General features: G+C 69.2%; 16 protein-coding genes. 15 read left to right on the forward strand and 1 reads right to left on the reverse strand.

Annotated elements, in window-relative coordinates; genetic code table 11:
* Window positions 1-48 precede the first annotated feature (48 nt).
* Entirely contained in the window at window positions 49-870 is an 822-nt protein-coding gene (locus ACFVVO_RS00590; RefSeq protein WP_390050803.1) for a C40 family peptidase, read from the reverse strand.
* 767 nt (window positions 871-1,637) lie between these two features.
* Here ACFVVO_RS00590 and ACFVVO_RS00595 point away from each other — a divergent pair.
* The 15 genes from ACFVVO_RS00595 to recQ all read left to right on the forward strand — a co-directional run bounded on the left by ACFVVO_RS00595 (window position 1,638) and on the right by recQ (window position 19,929).
* On the forward strand, window positions 1,638-1,997 hold the full coding sequence (locus tag ACFVVO_RS00595; protein ID WP_003992243.1) for an NADH-quinone oxidoreductase subunit A: 360 nt from the start codon (window positions 1,638-1,640) through the stop codon (window positions 1,995-1,997).
* Window positions 1,998-2,012: 15 nt separating this feature from the next.
* Window positions 2,013-2,567 (forward strand): NADH-quinone oxidoreductase subunit B family protein, encoded by a 555-nt coding sequence (locus tag ACFVVO_RS00600; RefSeq protein ID WP_007383964.1) that lies wholly within the window; start codon window positions 2,013-2,015, stop codon window positions 2,565-2,567.
* Window positions 2,564-3,328 carry an NADH-quinone oxidoreductase subunit C gene (locus tag ACFVVO_RS00605; protein WP_390050804.1) on the forward strand — a complete coding sequence of 255 codons (765 nt, stop codon included), beginning with the start codon at window positions 2,564-2,566 and terminating at the stop codon, window positions 3,326-3,328. Before ACFVVO_RS00600 ends, ACFVVO_RS00605 begins: the two co-directional genes overlap by 4 nt.
* A complete protein-coding gene (locus ACFVVO_RS00610) occupies window positions 3,325-4,647 on the forward strand; it encodes an NADH-quinone oxidoreductase subunit D (RefSeq protein WP_390050805.1) in 1,323 nt (440 codons plus the stop codon). Before ACFVVO_RS00605 ends, ACFVVO_RS00610 begins: the two co-directional genes overlap by 4 nt.
* Window positions 4,644-5,513, forward strand: a complete 870-nt coding sequence (gene nuoE, locus ACFVVO_RS00615) for an NADH-quinone oxidoreductase subunit NuoE (protein ID WP_390050806.1) — start codon at window positions 4,644-4,646, stop codon at window positions 5,511-5,513. Before ACFVVO_RS00610 ends, nuoE begins: the two co-directional genes overlap by 4 nt.
* A complete protein-coding gene (gene nuoF / locus ACFVVO_RS00620) occupies window positions 5,510-6,859 on the forward strand; it encodes an NADH-quinone oxidoreductase subunit NuoF (RefSeq protein WP_390050807.1) in 1,350 nt (449 codons plus the stop codon). The genes nuoE and nuoF overlap by 4 nt, the downstream gene beginning before the upstream one ends.
* Window positions 6,856-9,360 carry an NADH-quinone oxidoreductase subunit G gene (locus ACFVVO_RS00625; RefSeq protein WP_390050808.1) on the forward strand — a complete coding sequence of 835 codons (2,505 nt, stop codon included), beginning with the start codon at window positions 6,856-6,858 and terminating at the stop codon, window positions 9,358-9,360. The genes nuoF and ACFVVO_RS00625 overlap by 4 nt, the downstream gene beginning before the upstream one ends.
* Window positions 9,357-10,721, forward strand: coding sequence for an NADH-quinone oxidoreductase subunit NuoH (nuoH, locus tag ACFVVO_RS00630; RefSeq protein WP_390050809.1), 1,365 nt, complete (start codon window positions 9,357-9,359; stop codon window positions 10,719-10,721). The genes ACFVVO_RS00625 and nuoH overlap by 4 nt, the downstream gene beginning before the upstream one ends.
* The gene (gene nuoI, locus ACFVVO_RS00635) at window positions 10,714-11,364 is read left to right on the forward strand and encodes an NADH-quinone oxidoreductase subunit NuoI (RefSeq protein ID WP_390050810.1); all 651 of its coding nucleotides are present in this window, start codon (window positions 10,714-10,716) and stop codon (window positions 11,362-11,364) included. Before nuoH ends, nuoI begins: the two co-directional genes overlap by 8 nt.
* Window positions 11,361-12,206 (forward strand): NADH-quinone oxidoreductase subunit J, encoded by an 846-nt coding sequence (locus ACFVVO_RS00640; protein ID WP_390050811.1) that lies wholly within the window; start codon window positions 11,361-11,363, stop codon window positions 12,204-12,206. Before nuoI ends, ACFVVO_RS00640 begins: the two co-directional genes overlap by 4 nt.
* Window positions 12,203-12,502, forward strand: coding sequence for an NADH-quinone oxidoreductase subunit NuoK (gene nuoK, locus ACFVVO_RS00645; RefSeq protein ID WP_020941573.1), 300 nt, complete (start codon window positions 12,203-12,205; stop codon window positions 12,500-12,502). The genes ACFVVO_RS00640 and nuoK overlap by 4 nt, the downstream gene beginning before the upstream one ends.
* Window positions 12,503-12,517: 15 nt before the next feature.
* Entirely contained in the window at window positions 12,518-14,491 is a 1,974-nt protein-coding gene (nuoL, locus tag ACFVVO_RS00650) for an NADH-quinone oxidoreductase subunit L (RefSeq protein WP_390050812.1), read from the forward strand.
* 5 nt (window positions 14,492-14,496) lie between these two features.
* Window positions 14,497-16,068, forward strand: coding sequence for an NADH-quinone oxidoreductase subunit M (locus ACFVVO_RS00655; RefSeq protein ID WP_390050813.1), 1,572 nt, complete (start codon window positions 14,497-14,499; stop codon window positions 16,066-16,068).
* Window positions 16,065-17,714 (forward strand): NADH-quinone oxidoreductase subunit NuoN, encoded by a 1,650-nt coding sequence (gene nuoN, locus ACFVVO_RS00660; RefSeq protein WP_390050814.1) that lies wholly within the window; start codon window positions 16,065-16,067, stop codon window positions 17,712-17,714. The genes ACFVVO_RS00655 and nuoN overlap by 4 nt, the downstream gene beginning before the upstream one ends.
* Before the next feature lie 184 nt (window positions 17,715-17,898).
* Window positions 17,899-19,929: a DNA helicase RecQ gene (gene recQ / locus ACFVVO_RS00665; RefSeq protein ID WP_390050815.1), complete on the forward strand. Its 2,031-nt coding sequence runs from the start codon at window positions 17,899-17,901 to the stop codon at window positions 19,927-19,929.
* The last annotated feature ends 1 nt before the right edge of the window (window position 19,930 follow it).

Consider the following 19,930-nt stretch of genomic DNA (forward strand, 5'->3'; position numbering starts at 1 on the left):
CCCGAGCGGCCGCGGCCCTTCTTCGCGCAGATTGTGGTGCCGGTGTGCTCAGAGCACCCGGACCGCGCCGGTGGGCGGGTCGTACGACAGCGGCTTCTCCTGGACGCCGCTGGAGGGGTTCTGGGCACCGACGAACATACCGTCGCCGACGTACACCGCCACGTGGTACGCGCTGCCCGCGCTGCCCCAGTAGAGGATGTCGCCGGGCTGCAGGTTGCTCAGCGACACCTGGGTGCCGGCCGTCGACTGGTCCTGGGAGACACGCGGCAGGCTGATGCCGACCTGCTTGAACGCCGTCTGCACCAGACCGGAGCAGTCGTACGCGGAGGGGCCGGTGGCACCGGAGACGTAGGCCTTGCCGACCTGAGCCTTCACGAAGGAGACGATGGCCGCCGCCGAACCGGTGGCCGTGGACGTGCTCGTGCTCGTGCTGGTGGAGGCGCCGGTGCTCGCCGTGGTGGAGAGCGTCGTGCGCTCGGCGCTGCGGGCGGCGCGCGCGGCGGCGGCCTTGCGGGCGGCCTCCTGAGCCTTCTTCTTGGCCGCCGCGGCCTTCTGCTTGGCCTCCGCGAGGTCCGACTTGGCCTGCTTCGCGGCGTTCGCGGCGGCCGCGTCGCGCTCGGCCTGCAGTTCGTAGTTGGCCGCGGCCTGCTGAGTGGCGTCCGCGGACTGGGCGACCTGAGCGGCCAGGTCGGCCGTCAGCGTGGGCAGTTCGAGGGTCTGCGTCACCGGCTCGGCAGCGTTCGCCGATCCGGACGCCCCGGCTACTGCCAGGGTGCTGAGGACGCCACCGGCAACTCCGGCCCGCATCGCGAGGGTCGACGCGCTGCGGCGGGGCTTCCGGTGGCTGCGTATGTGAGCGGTGTGGGACATGGGAACAACCGGTACCAGGGGCTCCTTCATATCTTCAAGAAACGTGTGGTGCGCCACAGTTGTTCAATGGGGGCCTCAAAAGCCCGGCGTGTCACTCTTTATTGACGCCGTAACGGACATTGCGGACGCCCGTGATCAAGCCCTTGATCACGGCCTTTGATCATTACGTCCGAATTGCCCTGCGCCTACCACTCGTTCGGGTCGTTGGCCAAGCCCCGTTCTCAGACACCTCTCATCAATGTGGCGGAGGTCACGGAACGGTTACCGGAAGGGCGACGTCCCGCGCGATCGGGAGGTGAATGAAAGACGCAGGGGAGTTCGTGAATGCGTGCACGCGCTCGCGCCGCGTCCACACCTGACCCCGGACCTCCCCCTGATGTGTGAACGCGATCCCCTATCAGGGCACCGTGCCCAGAGCCAATTTGCATGCAGCGGAACTCTCTTGATATTGAGACGCCTTCTTTCACCTGCGGTGATGAGCGAAAATGTCACTTCTGGTGACTAGCTGGACGCTTCGCGTACGAAGATCACCCATCATCCGACTTCATGATCCTTCGTCAGGTGGTGGAGATCACAAAGGTTGTGTAATACCCCGTGTCGCAGATCACAGAGCGGCAGGCATAGGATGCGAGGCAGTTGGGCTTGTGACCTGCTTCACATGTTCTCGATCTTCGCCCGGGACGAGCGGGGTTCGTGGGACCGGTGGGGCGGACGTGAGCCCAGTGCAACCGCCAGCAGTCAGTGCCGACTGAGAGGAGCGAGGAGCGGTGAACGCGTATGCGCCCATCCTCGTACTGGGAGCCCTCGGGGCAGGCTTTGCGATCTTCTCCGTGGTCATGGCCACGCTGATCGGTCCGAAGCGGTACAACCGCGCCAAGCTCGAGGCCTACGAGTGCGGCATCGAGCCGACCCCCACGCCGGCCGGCGGCGGGCGCTTCCCCATCAAGTACTACCTGACGGCGATGCTCTTCATCGTCTTCGACATCGAGATCGTCTTCCTCTACCCCTGGGCCGTCACCTTCGACGCCCTGGGGATCTTCGGGCTCGTGGAGATGCTGCTCTTCGTGCTCACCGTCTTCGTCGCGTACGCGTACGTATGGCGGCGCGGCGGCCTGGAATGGGACTGAGGGGCCTTTAAGGACATGGGACTCGAAGAAAAGCTGCCGAGCGGCTTCCTGCTGACCACCGTCGAGCAGGCCGCGGGCTGGGTGCGCAAGGCGTCCGTCTTCCCGGCCACCTTCGGCCTCGCCTGCTGCGCCATCGAGATGATGACCACAGGCGCCGGACGCTACGACCTCGCGCGCTTCGGCATGGAGGTCTTCCGCGGCTCGCCGCGCCAGGCGGACCTGATGATCGTCGCCGGCCGGGTCAGCCAGAAGATGGCGCCGGTCCTGAGGCAGGTCTACGACCAGATGCCCAACCCCAAGTGGGTGATCTCCATGGGCGTCTGCGCCTCCTCGGGCGGCATGTTCAACAACTACGCGATCGTCCAGGGCGTCGACCACATCGTCCCGGTCGACATCTACCTCCCCGGCTGCCCGCCGCGGCCCGAGATGCTGATGGACGCGATCCTCAAGCTCCACCAGAAGATCCAGTCCTCCAAGCTCGGCGTGAACGCCGAGGAAGCGGCCCGCGAGGCGGAGGAGGCGGCGCTCAAGGCCCTGCCCACGATCGAGATGAAGGGGCTGCTGCGGTGAGCGACGCGAACGGCACCAACGGCGTCAACGGGTCCTCGAACGGGGTGAACCCCGAGAAGGACCTCGCCGCGTCCAACCTCCCCGGCCAGCGCGGCGAGGGCGGCGAGGAGATCCGCGTCCAGCGCGGCATGTTCGGCGCCGACAACGGCGGCGACACCTCCGGCTACGGCGGCCTCGTCCGCTCGGTCCGCCTCCCAGGACCGGCGAACCGTCCCTACGGCGGCTGGTTCGACGAGGTGGCCGACGAGCTCGAGGGCGCCCTGGAGGAACAGGGACTCCTCCCGGAGAACGCCATCGAGAAGACGGTCGTCGACCGCGACGAACTGACCTTCCACATCGAGCGCGAGCACCTGGTCCGCGTCGCCCGCACCCTGCGCGACGACCCCGCCCTGCGCTTCGAGCTGTGCACCGGCGTCAGCGGCGTCCACTACCCGCACGACAAGGGCCGCGAGCTGCACGCCGTCTACCATCTGCGCTCGATCACCCACAACCGGCTGATCCGCCTCGAGGTGAGCGCCCCCGACAGCGAGCCGCGCATCCCGTCCCTGGTCTCCGTGTATCCGACCAACGACTGGCACGAGCGCGAGACCTGGGACTTCTTCGGGATCGTCTTCGACGGTCACCCGGCCCTGACCCGGATCATGATGCCGGACGACTGGCAGGGCCACCCGCAGCGCAAGGACTACCCCCTCGGCGGCATCGCCGTCGAGTACAAGGGCGCCCAGATCCCGGCTCCGGACCAGCGGAGGTCGTACTCGTGAGCACGCAGTCAGCATCAGCCCGCGAGACCACCGAGGGCACCGTCTACACGGTCACCGGTGGCGACTGGGACGAGATCGTCCAGTCCGCGGCCCGCGCCGACGACGAGCGCATCGTCGTCAACATGGGTCCCCAGCACCCGTCCACCCATGGAGTGCTCCGTCTGATCCTCGAGATCGAGGGCGAGACGGTCACCGAGGCCCGCTGCGGCATCGGCTACCTCCACACCGGCATCGAGAAGAACCTCGAGTACCGGACCTGGACGCAGGGCACCACGTTCGTGACGCGCATGGACTACCTGACGTCCTTCTTCAACGAGACCGCCTACTGTCTCGCGGTCGAGAAGCTCCTCGGCATCGAGGACCAGATCACCGAGCGCGCCAAGATCATCCGGGTCCTCCTGATGGAGCTGAACCGGCTCTCCTCCCACCTGGTGTGCATCGCCACCGGCGGCATGGAGCTGGGCGCCACCACGATCATGATCTACGGATTCCGTGATCGTGAAATGATTCTCGACATCTACGAGCTCATCACGGGCCTGCGGATGAACCACGCGTACATCCGCCCCGGCGGACTCGCCCAGGACCTGCCGCCCGGCGCGGTGGACCAGATCCGCGAGTTCGTGAAGAAGATGAAGAAGAACCTCCCGGAGTACGACAAGCTCGCCACCGGGAACCCCATCTTCAAGGCCCGTATGCAGAACGTCGGCTACCTCGACCTGGCCGGCTGTATGGCCCTCGGCGCCACCGGCCCGATCCTGCGCTCCACCGGCCTGCCGCACGACCTGCGCAAGACACAGCCCTACTGCGACTACGAGACGTACGACTTCGACGTCCCGACCGCAGACAGTTGCGACTCCTACGGGCGCTTCCTGATCCGCGTGGAGGAGATGCGCCAGTCGCTCGGGATCGTCGAGCAGTGCCTGGACCGGCTCCAGCCCGGCCCGGTCATGGTCGCCGACAAGAAGATCGCCTGGCCCGCCCAGCTCGCCCTGGGGCCGGACGGACTCGGCAACTCCCTCGACCACATCAAGAAGATCATGGGCACCTCCATGGAGGCCCTGATCCACCACTTCAAGCTGGTCACCGAGGGCTTCCGCGTCCCACCGGGACAGGCCTACGTGGCCGTCGAATCACCCAAGGGCGAACTCGGGGTCCACGCCGTCTCCGACGGCGGCACCCGCCCCTTCCGGGTCCACTTCCGCGACCCGTCCTTCACCAACCTTCAGGCCATGGCGGCGATGTGCGAGGGCGGCCAGGTCGCCGACGTCATCGTCGCCGTCGCGTCCATCGACCCCGTGATGGGAGGCGTCGACCGGTGACCACCAGTTCTTCGGAGCGGGGCGTCAGCCTGGGCATGCCCCAACCGCCCGCCCCCGCGTACCCGGACGACGTCCGGGCCCGGCTGGAGACGGACGCGCGCGAGATCATCGCGCGCTACCCCGACTCCCGGTCGGCCCTGCTGCCGCTGCTCCACCTCGTGCAGTCGGAGGAGGGCCACGTCACCCGCACCGGCATGCGGTTCTGCGCGGACATGCTGTCCCTGACGACGGCCGAGGTCACCGCCGTCGCCACCTTCTACACCATGTACCGGCGCAAGCCCTCCGGCGACTACCAGGTGGGCGTCTGCACCAACACCCTGTGCGCGGTGATGGGCGGCGACGCGATCTTCGAGACCCTCCAGGAGCACCTGGGCGTCGGCAACGGCGAGACCACCGACGACGGCAAGGTCACCCTGGAGCACATCGAGTGCAACGCGGCCTGCGACTTCGCGCCGGTCGTGATGGTCAACTGGGAGTTCTTCGACAACCAGACCCCGGGCAGCGCCAAGCGCCTGGTCGACGACCTGCGCGAAGGACGGCCCGTACAGCCCACGCGCGGGGCGCGCCTGTGCACCTTCAAGGAGACCGCGCGGATTCTGGCCGGCTTCCCCGACGAGCGGCCCGGGGCCGTCGAGGAGGGCGGCAGTGCGGGACCCGCTTCGCTGGTGGGCCTTCGCCTGGCAAGGGGAGAGGCCGCACCCGCGCGCGTGGTCCATCCGCGCGACGGCGGTCCGCACGACGAACCGCAAAACCGGGCGCACCGGCCGTCGACGGCCGAGCACCTCAGTTCTCATGACGCGCCGCAGCAGACATCGGCCTCCGACCCGGCCCACCCGGCAGGACCCGCCGCCGAGGAGGGGGAGTGATGACCGTGGCACCCGAACTCAAGGACACGAGCCCCGAGAAGGTGCTCGCACCCGTGCTGTCGGCCTTCTGGGACGAGGACCGGTCCTGGTCTCTGGACGTCTACCGGAGGCACGAGGGGTACGAGGGGCTCCGCAAGGCGCTCGCCATGTCGCCGGACGACCTGATCGCGTACGTCAAGGACTCCGGTCTGCGCGGGCGCGGCGGCGCGGGATTCCCGACGGGAATGAAATGGCAGTTCATTCCCCAGGGTGATGGAAAACCGCACTATCTAGTTGTCAACGCCGACGAGTCGGAGCCGGGGACCTGCAAGGACATCCCGGTCCTCTTCGCGAACCCGCACAGCCTCATCGAGGGCATTGTGATCGCGTGTTACGCCATCCGGTCTTCGCATGCCTTCATCTATCTGCGTGGTGAAGTCGTCCCCGTTCTGCGGCGGTTGCACGAGGCCGTGCGCGAGGCCTACGCGGCGGGCTACCTCGGCGAGAACATCCTGGGCAGCGGACTCGACCTCGACCTCACCGTGCACGCCGGCGCCGGCGCGTACATCTGCGGTGAGGAGACCGCACTGCTCGACTCGCTCGAAGGCCGCCGTGGTCAACCGCGGCTCCGTCCTCCTTTCCCAGCCGTCGAAGGGCTCTATGCCTGCCCGACTGTTGTGAACAACGTCGAGTCGATCGCGTCGGTTCCCGCCATCCTGAAAAACGGGAAAGACTGGTTCAGGTCGATGGGCAGCGAGAAGTCCCCGGGCTTCACGCTCTACTCGCTCAGCGGCCATGTCGCGAGCCCCGGCCAGTACGAGGCGCCGCTCGGCGTCACACTCCGCCAGCTCCTCGACATGAGCGGCGGAATGCGGTCCGGCCACCGCCTGAAGTTCTGGACCCCGGGCGGCTCCTCGACGCCGATGTTCACCGACGAGCACCTCGACGTCCCCCTCGACTACGAAGGGGTCGGCGCCGCGGGTTCCATGCTCGGCACCAAGGCCCTGCAGTGCTTCGACGAGACGACGTGCGTGGTGCGGGCGGTGACCCGCTGGACCGAGTTCTACGCCCACGAGTCCTGCGGCAAGTGCACACCCTGCCGCGAAGGAACGTACTGGCTGGTGCAGTTGATGCGGGACATCGAGGCCGGCAAGGGTGCCATGTCCGACCTCGACAAGCTCGCCGACATCGCCGACAACATCAACGGCAAGTCCTTCTGCGCCCTCGGTGACGGCGCCGCATCCCCGATCTTCTCCTCGCTGAAGTACTTCCGCGAGGAGTACGAGCAGCACATCACGGGCCGTGGTTGCCCCTTCGACCCGGCCAAGTCGACGGCCTGGGCGGACCGCCCGGAGGTGAACGCATGACCGTGACCACCAGTGCTCCCTCCGGAGGGGGAGAGGCGGCGGTCCCGCCGGAGGACCTCGTCACGCTGACGATCGACGGCGCCGAGATCAGCGTGCCCAAGGGCACCCTGGTCATCCGGGCCGCCGAGCAGCTCGGCATCGAGATCCCGCGGTTCTGCGACCACCCCCTGCTGGACCCGGCCGGCGCCTGCCGCCAGTGCATCGTCGAGGTCGAGGGCCAGCGCAAGCCCATGGCGTCCTGCACCATCACGTGCACGGACGGCATGGTGGTGAAGACGCAGCTCACCTCGCCGGTCGCCGAGAAGGCCCAGCACGGTGTGATGGAGCTGCTGCTCATCAACCACCCGCTGGACTGCCCGGTCTGCGACAAGGGCGGCGAGTGCCCGCTGCAGAACCAGGCCATGTCGCACGGCAACGCGGAGTCCCGCTTCGAGGGCCGCAAGCGGACCTACGAGAAGCCCGTGCCGATCTCGACGCAGGTGCTCCTCGACCGCGAGCGGTGCGTGCTGTGCGCCCGCTGCACCCGCTTCTCCAACCAGGTGGCGGGCGACCCGATGATCGAGCTGGTCGAGCGGGGCGCGCTGCAGCAGGTCGGCACCGGTGAGGGCGACCCGTTCGAGTCGTACTTCTCCGGCAACACCATCCAGATCTGCCCGGTGGGCGCGCTCACCTCGGCGGCCTACCGTTTCCGCTCCCGGCCCTTCGACCTCATCTCCTCGCCGTCGGTGTGCGAACACTGCTCGGGCGGCTGCGCGACGCGCACCGACCACCGGCGCGGCAAGGTCATGCGGCGGCTCGCGGCCAACGACCCCGAGGTCAACGAGGAGTGGATCTGCGACAAGGGACGCTTCGCGTTCCGGTACGCGCAGGCGAAGGACCGCCTCGACGTCCCGCTGGTGCGCAACGCCGAAGGCGTTCTGGAGCCCGCCTCCTGGCCGGAGGCCCTGGAAGCGGCCGCGCGCGGGCTGACCGCCGCCCGTTCCCGGGCCGGTGTCCTCACCGGCGGCCGGCTGACCGTCGAGGACGCCTACGCCTACAGCAAGTTCGCGCGCGTGGCGCTCGACACGAACGACATCGACTTCCGCGCGCGCGTGCACAGCGGCGAGGAGGCCGACTTCCTGGCGGCCCGGGTGGCGGGCCGCGGCCGTGACCTCGACGGCACGGGCGTCACCTACACCGCACTGGAAAAGGCGCCCGCCGTCCTGCTCGCCGGGTTCGAGTCGGAAGAGGAGGCGCCCGGCGTCTTCCTGCGGCTGCGCAAGGCCTGGCGCAAGCACAAGCAGCGGGTGTTCGCCCTGGCCACGCACGCGACCCGCGGCCTGGAGAAGGCGGGTGGCACGCTGCTGCCGGCCGCGCCCGGCACCGAGACCGAGTGGCTGGACGCCCTCGCGAGCGGCGTCGGCCTCGAGGAGCCCGGTACGGAGGCCGCCGAGGCCCTGCGCGCCGACGGCGCGGTGATCGTCGTGGGGGAGAGGCTCGCCTCGGTCGCGGGCGGCCTCACCGCCGCCGTGCGCGCCGCCGCCGCCACCGGCGCCCAGCTGGTGTGGATCCCGCGGCGGGCTGGCGAACGCGGCGCCGTCGAGGCCGGCGCCCTGCCGTCGCTGCTGCCGGGCGGCCGCCCGGCGACCGACCCGCGCGCGCGGGGGGAGGTCGCCGCCGTCTGGGGGCTGGCCGAACTGCCCGCCCGTCACGGCCGGGACACCCACCAGATGATCGAGGCGGCCGCCACCGGCGAACTGTCCGCGCTCGTGGTCGCCGGCGTGGAGGTCGACGACCTGCCCGACCCGGCACGCGCGCGTGAGGCGCTCGGAAACGTCGGCTTCCTGGTGGCGCTGGAACTGCGGCCCAGCGAGGTCACCGACCACGCCGACGTGGTCCTGCCGGTAGCGGCGGTCGCCGAGAAGGCGGGCACCTTCCTGAACTGGGAGGGCAGGGTGCGCTTCTTCGAGGCCGCGCTCAAGCCCGACCAGATGACCCGCCGCCTCGCCCCCACCGACGGGCGGGTACTGCAGATGCTGGCCGACGCCATGGACGTCCACCTGGGGCTGCCGGACCTGCGTACCGCGCGCGCGGAGATCGACCGGCTCGGCCCCTGGGACGGCCCGCGGTCCACCGATCCCCTGGAGACGGGGGGCGTCCTGCCCCGGCCGGCCGTCGGCGAGGCCGTACTCGCCGGGCACCGGCTGCTGCTCGACCAGGGCGTCCTTCAGGAAGGCGACGAGGCACTCGCCGGAACCCGGCACGCCGCACGCGCGCGCCTGTCGGCGGCGACGGCCGCCGAGGCCGGCGTCGAGGACGGCGGCGTCCTCGCCGTCACCGGCTCCTGCGGCACCGTCGAACTTCCGCTCCAGATCACCGAGATGCCCGACCGGGTGGTGTGGCTGCCGCTGAACTCCGCCGGTGCGGGCGTCGCCTCCGACACCGGTGCGCAGCCCGGCTCCCTCGTCCGTATCGGCCCGGCGGCACTCGCCGAACAGGCCCCCAAGGAGGTGGAGGCATGAGCCCGTACCTCGCGGCTGAAGACCTCTCGATGTTCGGCCGGGACCCCTGGTGGCTGGTCGTCGTCAAGGCCGTCTTCTGCTTCGCGTTCCTGATGGTGACCGTGCTGTTCTCCATCGTCTGGGAGCGCAAGGTCGTCGCCTGGATGCAGCTTCGCATCGGCCCGAACCGGCACGGCCCCTGGGGCATGCTCCAGTCGCTCGCCGACGGCATCAAGCTGATGCTCAAGGAAGACGTCATCGTCAAGCGCGCGGACAAGGTGGTCTACGTCCTCGCACCGATCGTCGCGGCCATCCCGGCCTTCATGGCGATCGCGGTGATCCCCTTCGGCCCCGCCGACAACGAGATCTCGATCTTCGGCACCCGGACCGCGATGCAGCTCACCGACCTGCCGATCGCGATGCTCTTCATCCTCGCGGTCGCCTCGGTCGGCATCTACGGCATCGTGCTGGCGGGCTGGAGCTCCGGATCCACCTACCCGCTGCTCGGCGGCCTCCGCTCCTGCGCCCAGATGATCTCCTACGAGATCGCCATGGGCGCGGCGTTCGCCTCCGTGTTCCTCTACTCGGGGTCGATGTCGACGTCGACCATCGTCGAGCAGCAGCACGACCGCTGGTACATCCTGCTGCTGCCGGTCTCCTTCATCCTCTACATCGTCACGATGGTCGGCGAGACCAACCGCGCCCCCTTCGACATGCCGGAGTCCGAGGGCGACCTGGTCGGCGGCTTCAACACCGAGTACTCGTCCATCAAGTTCGCGATGTTCATGCTCGCCGAGTACGTGAACATGGTGACGGTGTCGGCCGTCTCGACCACCCTGTTCCTCGGCGGCTGGCGTGCCCCCTGGCCGATCAGCGGCTTCTGGGAGGGCGCGAACCACGGCTGGTGGCCGCTGCTCTGGTTCGTCATCAAGGTCCAGTTGCTGCTGTTCTTCTTCATCTGGCTGCGCGGCACGCTCCCCCGGGTCCGGTACGACCAGCTGATGAAGCTCGGCTGGAAGGTCCTCATCCCGGTCTCGGTGACCTGGCTGATGCTCGTCGCGACCGTGCGGGCGCTGCGAAACGAGAACTACGACTTCGCCGACATCGCCCTCTACGTCGGCGGCGGTGTCCTCGCCCTGCTGCTGCTCTCCTTCGTCGCCGACATGTTCCGCGAGAAGGCGAGGCCGGACGAGCAGGCCGCCGGCCCGCAGCCCGGATTCGACCCGATGGCGGGCGGATTCCCCGTGCCGCCACTGCCCGGACAGGAGCTGCCGCCGGCGCCCAGGCGCCGCTCGCGCCGCGACCGGGAGCTGATTGTCAGTGGTGGACCGGAGACTGTCAGTGACGGATCTTCGGATGGAAAGGAGGCGTCCGATGGCTGAGGAGCCAGCGGAGTCCGGGCGGATCAAGCCCGGCTTCCAGAACCCCGTGGCCGGCTTCGGCGTGACCTTCAAGGCCATGTTCAAGAAGCGGCTCACCGAGCAGTACCCCGAGCAGCAGAAGACCACGGCTCCGCGGTTCCACGGACGGCACCAGCTCAACCGCCATCCGGACGGCCTGGAGAAGTGCGTCGGCTGCGAGCTGTGCGCCTGGGCCTGCCCCGCCGACGCCATCTACGTGGAGGGCGCCGACAACACCGACGAGGAGCGCTACTCGCCGGGTGAGCGGTACGGCCGCGTCTACCAGATCAACTACGCCCGCTGCATCCTGTGCGGGCTGTGCATCGAGGCGTGCCCCACGCGCGCGCTGACGATGACCAACGAGTTCGAACTGGCCGACTCCAGCCGCGCCAACCTCATCTACACCAAGGAGCAGCTGCTCGCCGGTCTCGAGGAGGGCATGGTCGACACGCCGCACGCGATCTTCCCGGGTACGGACGAACAGGACTACTACCGGGGCCTGGTGACGGAGGCCGCGCCGGGCACGGTGCGGCAGGCCGCCGTCTCCAATGGCGAGGTGGTGCAGGAGGGCGACAGCACCTTCGGCGAGACCGAACCGGCGTCGGAGAAGGTGACCGGCCGATGAGCGCACAGCAGCTTGCCGCCTACACCACCTCCACCGGTGAGGCCTTCCAGTTCTGGGTCCTCGGCACGTTCGCGGTGATCGGCGCCCTGTGCACCGTACTCATGAAGAAGGCCGTGCACAGCGCCCTCTGCCTCGCCGGAACCATGATCATCCTGGCGGTGTTCTACCTCGCCAACGGCGCCTACTTCCTGGGCATCGTGCAGATCGTCGTCTACACCGGCGCGATCATGATGCTGTTCCTGTTCGTGGTGATGCTCGTCGGCGTCACGGCCGCGGACTCGCTGAAGGAGACCATCAAGGGCCAGCGCTGGCTGGCCCTTCTCTGCGGGGTCGGCTTCGGCGTCCTGCTGTTCGCCGGCATCGGCAACGCCTCCCTGACGGAGTTCAACGGCACCGGCCGGGCGAACGCGAACGGCAACGTGGAGGGCCTCGCGTCCCTCATCTTCACCAAGTACGTCTTCGCCTTCGAGATCACCGGCGCCCTGCTGATCACGGCCGCCGTCGGCGCGATGGTGCTCACCCACCGCGAGCGCACCGAGCGCGCCAAAACCCAGCGTGAGATGGCCGAGCAGCGCATCCGGGAAGGCCGGCACATCCCGCCGCTGCCCGCCCCGGGCGTCTACGCCCGGCACAACGCCGTGGACGTCGCGGGTCTGCTGCCCGACGGCACCCCCTCCGAGCTGACCGTCAACAAGACGCTGCGCGAACGCGGGCAGATCCGCGACGTGTCGGCGGAGGCGCTCAACGACCTGCGGGCCCTGGAGCAGCGCGCCGCGGAGCGGCTGGAGCGGACCGAGGTCGAGCCGGCGACGTTCAAGCGGCCCGAGGAGGCGTCGAAGTGAACCCCGTCAACTACCTCTATCTCGCGGCCCTGCTGTTCACCGTCGGCGCGACCGGGGTGCTGATCCGGCGCAACGCGATCGTCGTGTTCATGTGCGTCGAGCTGATGCTCAACGCCTGCAACCTCGCGTTCGTCGTCTTCTCCCGGATGCACGGCAACCTCGACGGCCAGATCATCGCCTTCTTCACGATGGTCGTCGCCGCCGCGGAGGTCGTGGTGGGCCTCGCGATCATCGTGTCGCTGTTCCGTACCCGCCACTCGGCCTCGGTCGACGACGCCAGCCTGATGAAGCTGTAAGGGGTCGGAAGAATCGTGGACAACCTGATCGCGCTGCTCATCGCGGCGCCCCTGCTCGGAGCGGCCGTCCTCCTCGTCGGCGGCCGGCGGCTGGACGCCGTGGGCCACTGGATCGGCACGCTCCTGTCGGCCACCTCCTTCGTGCTCGGCCTGATCCTCTTCGCCGGCCTGCTCGGCAAGGACGCCGAACACCGCACCCTGACCCAGCACCTGTGGACGTGGATCTCGGTCGGCGACTTCCAGGCGGACGTCACCTTCCGCCTGGACCAGCTGTCGATGACGTTCGTGCTGCTGATCACGGGCGTCGGCTCGCTGATCCACCTCTATTCGGTCGGGTACATGGAGCACGACGAGCGGCGCCGCCGCTTCTTCGGCTACCTGAACCTGTTCCTCGCGGCGATGCTGCTGCTGGTCCTCGCCGACAACTACCTGCTGCTGTACGTCGGCTGGGAGGGCGTCGGCCTCGCCTCGTACCTGCTCATCGGCTTCTGGCAGCACAAGCCCAGCGCCGCCACGGCCGCAAAGAAGGCCTTCCTGGTCAACCGGGTCGGCGACATGGGCCTGTCGATCGCGATCATGCTGATGTTCACCACCTTCGGCAGCTTCGCCTTCGGCCCGGTCCTCAGCCACACCGGTGACACCTCCGAGGGCAGGCTCACCGCGATCGGTCTGATGCTGCTGCTCGCCGCGTGCGGCAAGTCGGCCCAGGTCCCGCTGCAGTCCTGGCTCGGGGACGCGATGGAGGGCCCGACCCCGGTCTCGGCCCTGATCCACGCCGCGACGATGGTGACGGCGGGCGTCTACCTGATCGTCCGCTCCGGCGCCATCTTCAACGCGGCACCCGACGCCCAGCTGGCCGTCACCGTGGTCGGCGCCGTCACGCTCCTCTTCGGTGCGATCGTCGGTTGCGCCAAGGACGACATCAAGAAGGCGCTGGCCGGTTCGACCATGTCGCAGATCGGCTACATGGTGCTGGCGGCGGGCCTCGGCCCCATCGGCTACGTCTTCGCGATCATGCACCTGGTCACCCACGGCTTCTTCAAGGCCGGGCTGTTCCTCGGCGCCGGTTCGGTCATGCACGGCATGAACGACGAGGTCGACATGCGCAAGTACGGCGGCCTGCGCAAGTACATGCCGGTCACCTTCGTCACCTTCGGCCTCGGCTACCTGGCGATCATCGGCTTCCCGTTCCTATCCGGCTTCTACTCCAAGGACGCGATCATCGAGGCGGCCTTCGCCAAGGGCGGCACCCAGGGCTGGATCCTCGGTGGCGTGGCCCTGCTCGGCGCGGCCATCACCGCCTTCTACATGACGCGCGTGATGCTGATGACGTTCTTCGGGGAGGAGCGCTGGAGGAACCAGCCCACTCGGTCCCCCGAGGCACCCGGCGCGGAGCCCGCGGCCGCGTACCACGGCGAGGCCGCATCCGGTCATGCCGCTGCCGCGACGGGCGAGCCGCACCCGCACGAGTCTCCGAAGATCATGACGATCCCCATGATCGTGCTGGCCGTCGGCTCCGTCTTCGGCGGCTTCTTCTTCCACCTCGGCGACCGCTTCCTCAACTGGCTGGAGCCGGTCACCGGCCACAGTGAGGGCGACTCGCCGATCAGCGCCGCGACGGTCACCGGCGCGACCCTGGTCTGCCTGGTGGTCGGCGTCGGCATCGCCTGGGCGCAGTACGGCCGCAAACCCGTTCCGGCGGTCGCCCCGCGCGGTTCGCTGCTCACCCGGGCCGCCCGGCGCGACCTGCTGCAAGACGACTTCAACCATGCCGTCCTGGTGCGTGGCGGAGAACACCTCACGCGCTCCCTGGTGTACGTCGACCACACCCTGGTCGACGGCGTCGTCAACGGCACGGCGGCCGGCTTCGGCGGCCTGTCCGGACGGCTGCGCCGGGTCCAGAACGGCTTCGCCCGCTCCTACGCGGTCTCGATGTTCGGCGGCGCGGCGCTCCTGGTCGCCGCGACCCTGCTGATGAGGGCGGTCTGATACCGATGTCCTTTCCTCTGCTGACAGCGACGGCGGCGCTCCCGGCCCTCGGGGCGGTCGCCACGGCCGCCGTACCGGCCGCGAAGCGCAACGCCGCGAAATGGCTGGCGCTGGTCGTCTCGCTCGCCACACTCGCCCTGGCGATCACGGTCCTGGTCCGCTTCGACCCGGACGGCGACCGCTACCAGCTCACCGAATCCCACGCCTGGATCGCGGACTTCGGGGTCAGGTACGAGCTGGGCGTGGACGGCATCGCGGTGGCGCTGCTCGCCCTGACCGCGCTGCTGATCCCGTTCATCATCCTGGCCGGCTGGCACGACGCCGATCCGCTGGAGACCGGCAGCCGCCGCTGGCGGCCCACCCAGGGGTTCTTCGCCCTGATCCTCGCCGTCGAGGCGATGGTGGTCATCTCCTTCGAGGCCACCGACGTCTTCCTCTTCTACATCTTCTTCGAAGCCATGCTCATCCCGATGTACTTCCTCATCGGCGGCTTCGGGGACCGTGCCCACGAGCACGGTGAGGAGGCGGCCTCCACCCAGCGGTCGTACGCGGCCGTGAAGTTCCTGCTCTACAACCTCGTCGGCGGCCTGATCATGCTGGCCGCGGTGATCGGTCTCTACGTGGTCGCCGGGAACTTCAGCCTCCAGGAGATCGCGCAGGCGCGGGCGAACGGCTCGCTGCACATGGCGACCAGCACCGAACGCTGGCTGTTCCTCGGCTTCTTCTTCGCCTTCGCGGTGAAGGCGCCGCTGTGGCCGCTGCACACCTGGCTGCCCAACGCCATGCAGGAGTCCACCGCCCCGGTCGCCGTGCTCATCACGGCGGTCGTCGACAAGGTGGGCACCTTCGCGATGCTCCGCTTCTGCCTCCAGCTGTTCCCGGAGGCCAGCAAGTGGGCGACGCCCGTCATCCTCGTACTGGCGCTCATCAGCATCGTCTACGGCGCGCTGCTCGCCGTCGGCCAGCGGGACATCAAACGGCTGGTGGCCTACGCGTCGATCTCGCACTTCGGCTTCATCGTCATGGGCATCTTCGCGATGACCAGCCAGGGCCAGTCCGGGGCCACGCTCTACATGGTCAACCACGGCATCTCCACGGCCGCGCTGATGCTGGTCGCCGGGTTCCTGATCTCCCGGCGCGGCTCCCGGCTCATCGCCGACTACGGGGGTGTGCAGAAGGTCGCCCCGGTGCTCGCCGGCACCTTCCTGATCGGCGGTCTCGCCACCCTCTCGCTGCCCGGCCTCGCGCCGTTCGTGAGCGAGTTCCTGGTCCTGGTCGGCACGTTCACGCGCTACCCGGTGATCGGCATCATCGCCACCTTCGGCATCGTCCTCGCCGCGCTCTACACCCTCGTCCTGTACCAGCGGACGATGACGGGCCCGGTGAAGCCCGAGGTGTCGGCGATGCCCGACCTGCGCGCGCGTGAACTGGTGGTCGTCGCCCCGCTGATCGTGCTGCTGATCTTCCTCGGCGTCTACCCGAAGCCCGTCACGGACATCGTCAACCCTGCGGTGAAACAGACCATGTCCGACGTACACAAGACCGACCCCAAGCCCGAGGCGGAGGCGGCCAAGTGAGCGCAACAGCCGTCCACAGCCTGTGGACAACCGCGGCCGACCCGATCTCGAAGATCGACGCGCCGAAGATCGAATACGGACAGCTGTCACCGACCCTGATCGTGATCGGTGCGGCACTGGTCGGGGTGCTCGTCGAGGCGTTCGTCCCGCGCAGGTCCCGCTACTACGCCCAGGTGTTCGTGTCCGTCGTGGCACTGTGCGCCGCGTTCGCCGCGGTCGTCGCGCTCGCGGCGAACGGATACGGCACCACGAAGGCGCACATCGCGGCGATGGGGGCGATCGCGGTCGACGGACCGTCCCTGTTCCTGCAGGGCACGATCCTGCTGGCCGGCCTGGTCGGCCTGTTCACCTTCGCCGAACGGCGCCTGGACCCGGAGGCGCACGGAAACCGGGTCGACTCCTTCGCCGCCCAGGCCGCGTCCGTCCCGGGCAGTGACAGCGAGAAGGCCGCGGTCCGGGCCGGGTTCACCACCACCGAGGTCTTCCCGCTGCTGCTCTTCGCGATCGCGGGCATGCTGGTGTTCCCCTCGGTCAACGACCTGCTGACGCTGTTCGTGGCCCTGGAGGTCTTCTCCCTGCCGCTGTACCTGCTGTGCGCGCTGGCCCGCCGCAAGCGACTGATGTCGCAGGAGGCCGCGGTCAAGTACTTCCTGCTGGGCGCGTTCGCCTCAGCGTTCACCCTGTTCGGTATCGCCCTGCTCTACGGCTACGCGGGCTCGGTGTCGTACGGGCGCATCGCGCAGGTCGTCGACGGCACGGTCACCAACGTCGACCCGGCGCTGGCCGGCACCATGGGCAACGACGCGCTGCTGCTGATCGGCAGCGCCATGATCGTGATGGGTCTGCTGTTCAAGGTGGGCGCCGTCCCGTTCCACATGTGGACGCCGGACGTCTACCAGGGCGCACCCACCCCGGTGACCGGATTCATGGCGGCGGCGACCAAGGTCGCGGCGTTCGGCGCGCTGCTGCGCCTGCTGTACGTCGTCCTGCCCGGCATGCGCTGGGACTGGCGGCCGGTCATGTGGGCCGTGGCCGTCATCACCATGCTGGGCGGCGCGATCGTCGCGATCACGCAGACCGACATCAAGCGGCTGCTGGCGTACTCGTCCATCGCGCACGCCGGATTCATCCTCGCCGGTGTCATCGCGACCTCGAAGGACGGCGTGTCGTCCGTCCTGTTCTACCTGGCCGGGTACTCGTTCGTGACGATCGGTGCCTTCGCGGTGGTGACCCTGGTGCGCGACGCCGGCGGCGAGGCGACCCACCTGTCCAAGTGGGCCGGGCTCGGCCGCCGCTCTCCGCTGGTGGCAGCCGTGTTCGCGGTGTTCCTGCTGGCCTTCGCCGGCATCCCGCTGACCTCCGGTTTCGCCGGGAAGTTCGCCGTGTTCAAGGCGGCGGCGGACGGCGGTGCGGCCCCGCTGGTCGTGGTCGGTGTGATCTCCTCGGCGATCGCCGCGTTCTTCTACATCCGGGTGATCGTGCTGATGTTCTTCAGCGAGCCCAGGCCCGAGGGGCCGACCGTGGCCGTGCCCTCACCGCTGACCATGGCGGCGATCGGGGTGGGCGTGGCGGTCACGCTGGTGCTCGGTGTGGCGCCCCAGTACTTCCTGGACCTGGCGAACCAGGCGAGCGTGTTCGTGCGCTGAGTACGCCACGGCCGTCGTCCGGGGCCCGGTCCTCCCGCGGAGGACCGGGCCCCGGACGCGTGCGGCGGCACCGAAAGTCGGAGGGTCTGCCTGTGGACAACTCCGGGGCTGTCGGTGCGGGCGCCTATCGTGGACGCAGTGGTCGAAGGACCACGCACGGGGGACAGGACACGGGGACCAGACGATGGGCGCGACGGGCGGAATCAGGGAGATGCCACACATGACCGAGGGGCCGGGCACGACCGACAGCGAGGCGCTGGCCACACTGCACCGGGTCTTCGGGTACGAGACCTTCCGAGGCGAGCAGGAAGCGGTCATCGAGCATGTGGTGGCGGGCGGCGACGCCGTCGTGCTCATGCCGACCGGCGGCGGCAAGTCGCTGTGCTACCAGATCCCGTCCCTGGTCAGACCGGGTACGGGCGTGGTGGTCTCGCCGCTGATCGCGCTGATGCAGGACCAGGTGGACGCCCTGCGCGCGCTCGGCGTCCGAGCGGGCTTCATCAACTCCACCCAGGACTTCGACGAGCGGCGCGTGGTCGAGGCCGAGTTCCTCGCGGGTGAGCTGGACCTGCTGTACCTGGCCCCGGAGCGGCTGCGCGTGGACGCCACGCTCAACCTGCTCTCCCGCGGCAAGATCTCCGTCTTCGCGATCGACGAGGCGCACTGTGTCTCCCAGTGGGGCCACGACTTCCGCCCCGACTACCTGGCCCTCTCCCTGCTCGGCGAGCGTTGGCCGGACGTCCCGCGGATCGCCCTCACCGCCACGGCCACGGACGCGACCCACCAGGAGATCACCCAGCGGCTGGGCATGCCGGCGGCCCGCCACTTCGTGGCGAGCTTCGACCGGCCCAACATCCAGTACCGGATCGTGCCCAAGGCCGATCCCAAGAAGCAGCTGCTCGCCTTCCTGCGGGAGGAGCACCCGGGCGACGCCGGCATCGTCTACTGCCTCTCCCGCAACTCGGTGGAGCGCACCGCCGAGTTCCTGAGCGCCAACGGCATCGAGGCGGTCCCGTACCACGCGGGACTGGACGCGGGCACGCGCGCGGCCCACCAGTCCCGGTTCCTGCGCGAGGAGGGCCTGGTCGTGGTCGCGACCATCGCCTTCGGCATGGGCATCGACAAGCCGGACGTGCGCTTCGTCGCCCACCTCGACCTGCCCAAGTCCGTCGAGGGCTACTACCAGGAGACGGGCCGCGCGGGCCGGGACGGACTGCCCTCGACCGCCTGGATGGCCTACGGCCTCAACGACGTCATACAGCAGCGCAAGCTGATCCAGTCCGGCGAGGGTGACGAGGCGTTCCGTCGCCGGGCCGCCGCCCACCTCGACGCGATGCTCGCCCTGTGCGAGACCGTCCAGTGCCGGCGCGGTCAGCTGCTGGTCTACTTCGGCCAGGAGCCCTCCGCCGCGGGATGTGGCAACTGCGACACCTGCCTCACCCCGCCGGAGACCTGGGACGGCACGGTCGCCGCGCAGAAGGTGCTCTCCACGGTGGTGCGGCTGCAGCGGGAGCGCGGGCAGAAGTTCGGCGCCGTGCAGATCGTGGACATCCTGGTCGGCAAGAGAACCGGCAAGGTCATCCAGTTCGACCACGACCAGCTGTCCGTCTTCGGCATCGGCGAGGACCTCACCGACGGCGAATGGCGGGGCGTCATCCGGCAGTTGCTCGCCCAGGGACTGCTCGCGGTGGAGGGGGAGTACGGCACGCTCGTGCTCACCGAGGTGAGCGGATCCGTGCTGCGCCGCGAGCGGGAGGTGCCGCTGCGCAAGGAGCCGAAGAAGCCGGCCGCCTCCCGCGCGGGCTCCTCCTCGGGCCGGGGCGAGCGCAAGGCCAAGGCCGCCGCGGCCGAACTGCCGGGCGAACTCGTCCCCGCCTTCGAGGCCCTGCGCGCCTGGCGCGCCGAACAGGCCCGGGAGCAGGGCGTCCCGGCGTACGTCATCTTCCACGACGCCACACTGCGGGAGATCGTCACCTGTTGGCCCGGCTCGGTGCGGGAGCTGGGCACGGTGGGCGGCGTCGGCGAGAAGAAGCTGGCGACCTACGGGGAAGGCGTGCTGGAGGTGCTGAACTCGCTGGCCGGTCCCGGCTCGGCCGGTGCCCCGGCGACGGCCGGTGCGCCCTCGACGGCAGGTGCCTCGCCCGTCGCCGCTGAGGCCCCGGAGGACGACTGGGCCGAACACGCGCAGGAGCCGGAACCCGACGACTGGATGTAGG

Origin of the sequence: Streptomyces sp. NPDC058145 (assembly GCF_042884245.1) — a bacterium.
Lineage (GTDB): Bacteria > Actinomycetota > Actinomycetes > Streptomycetales > Streptomycetaceae > Streptomyces.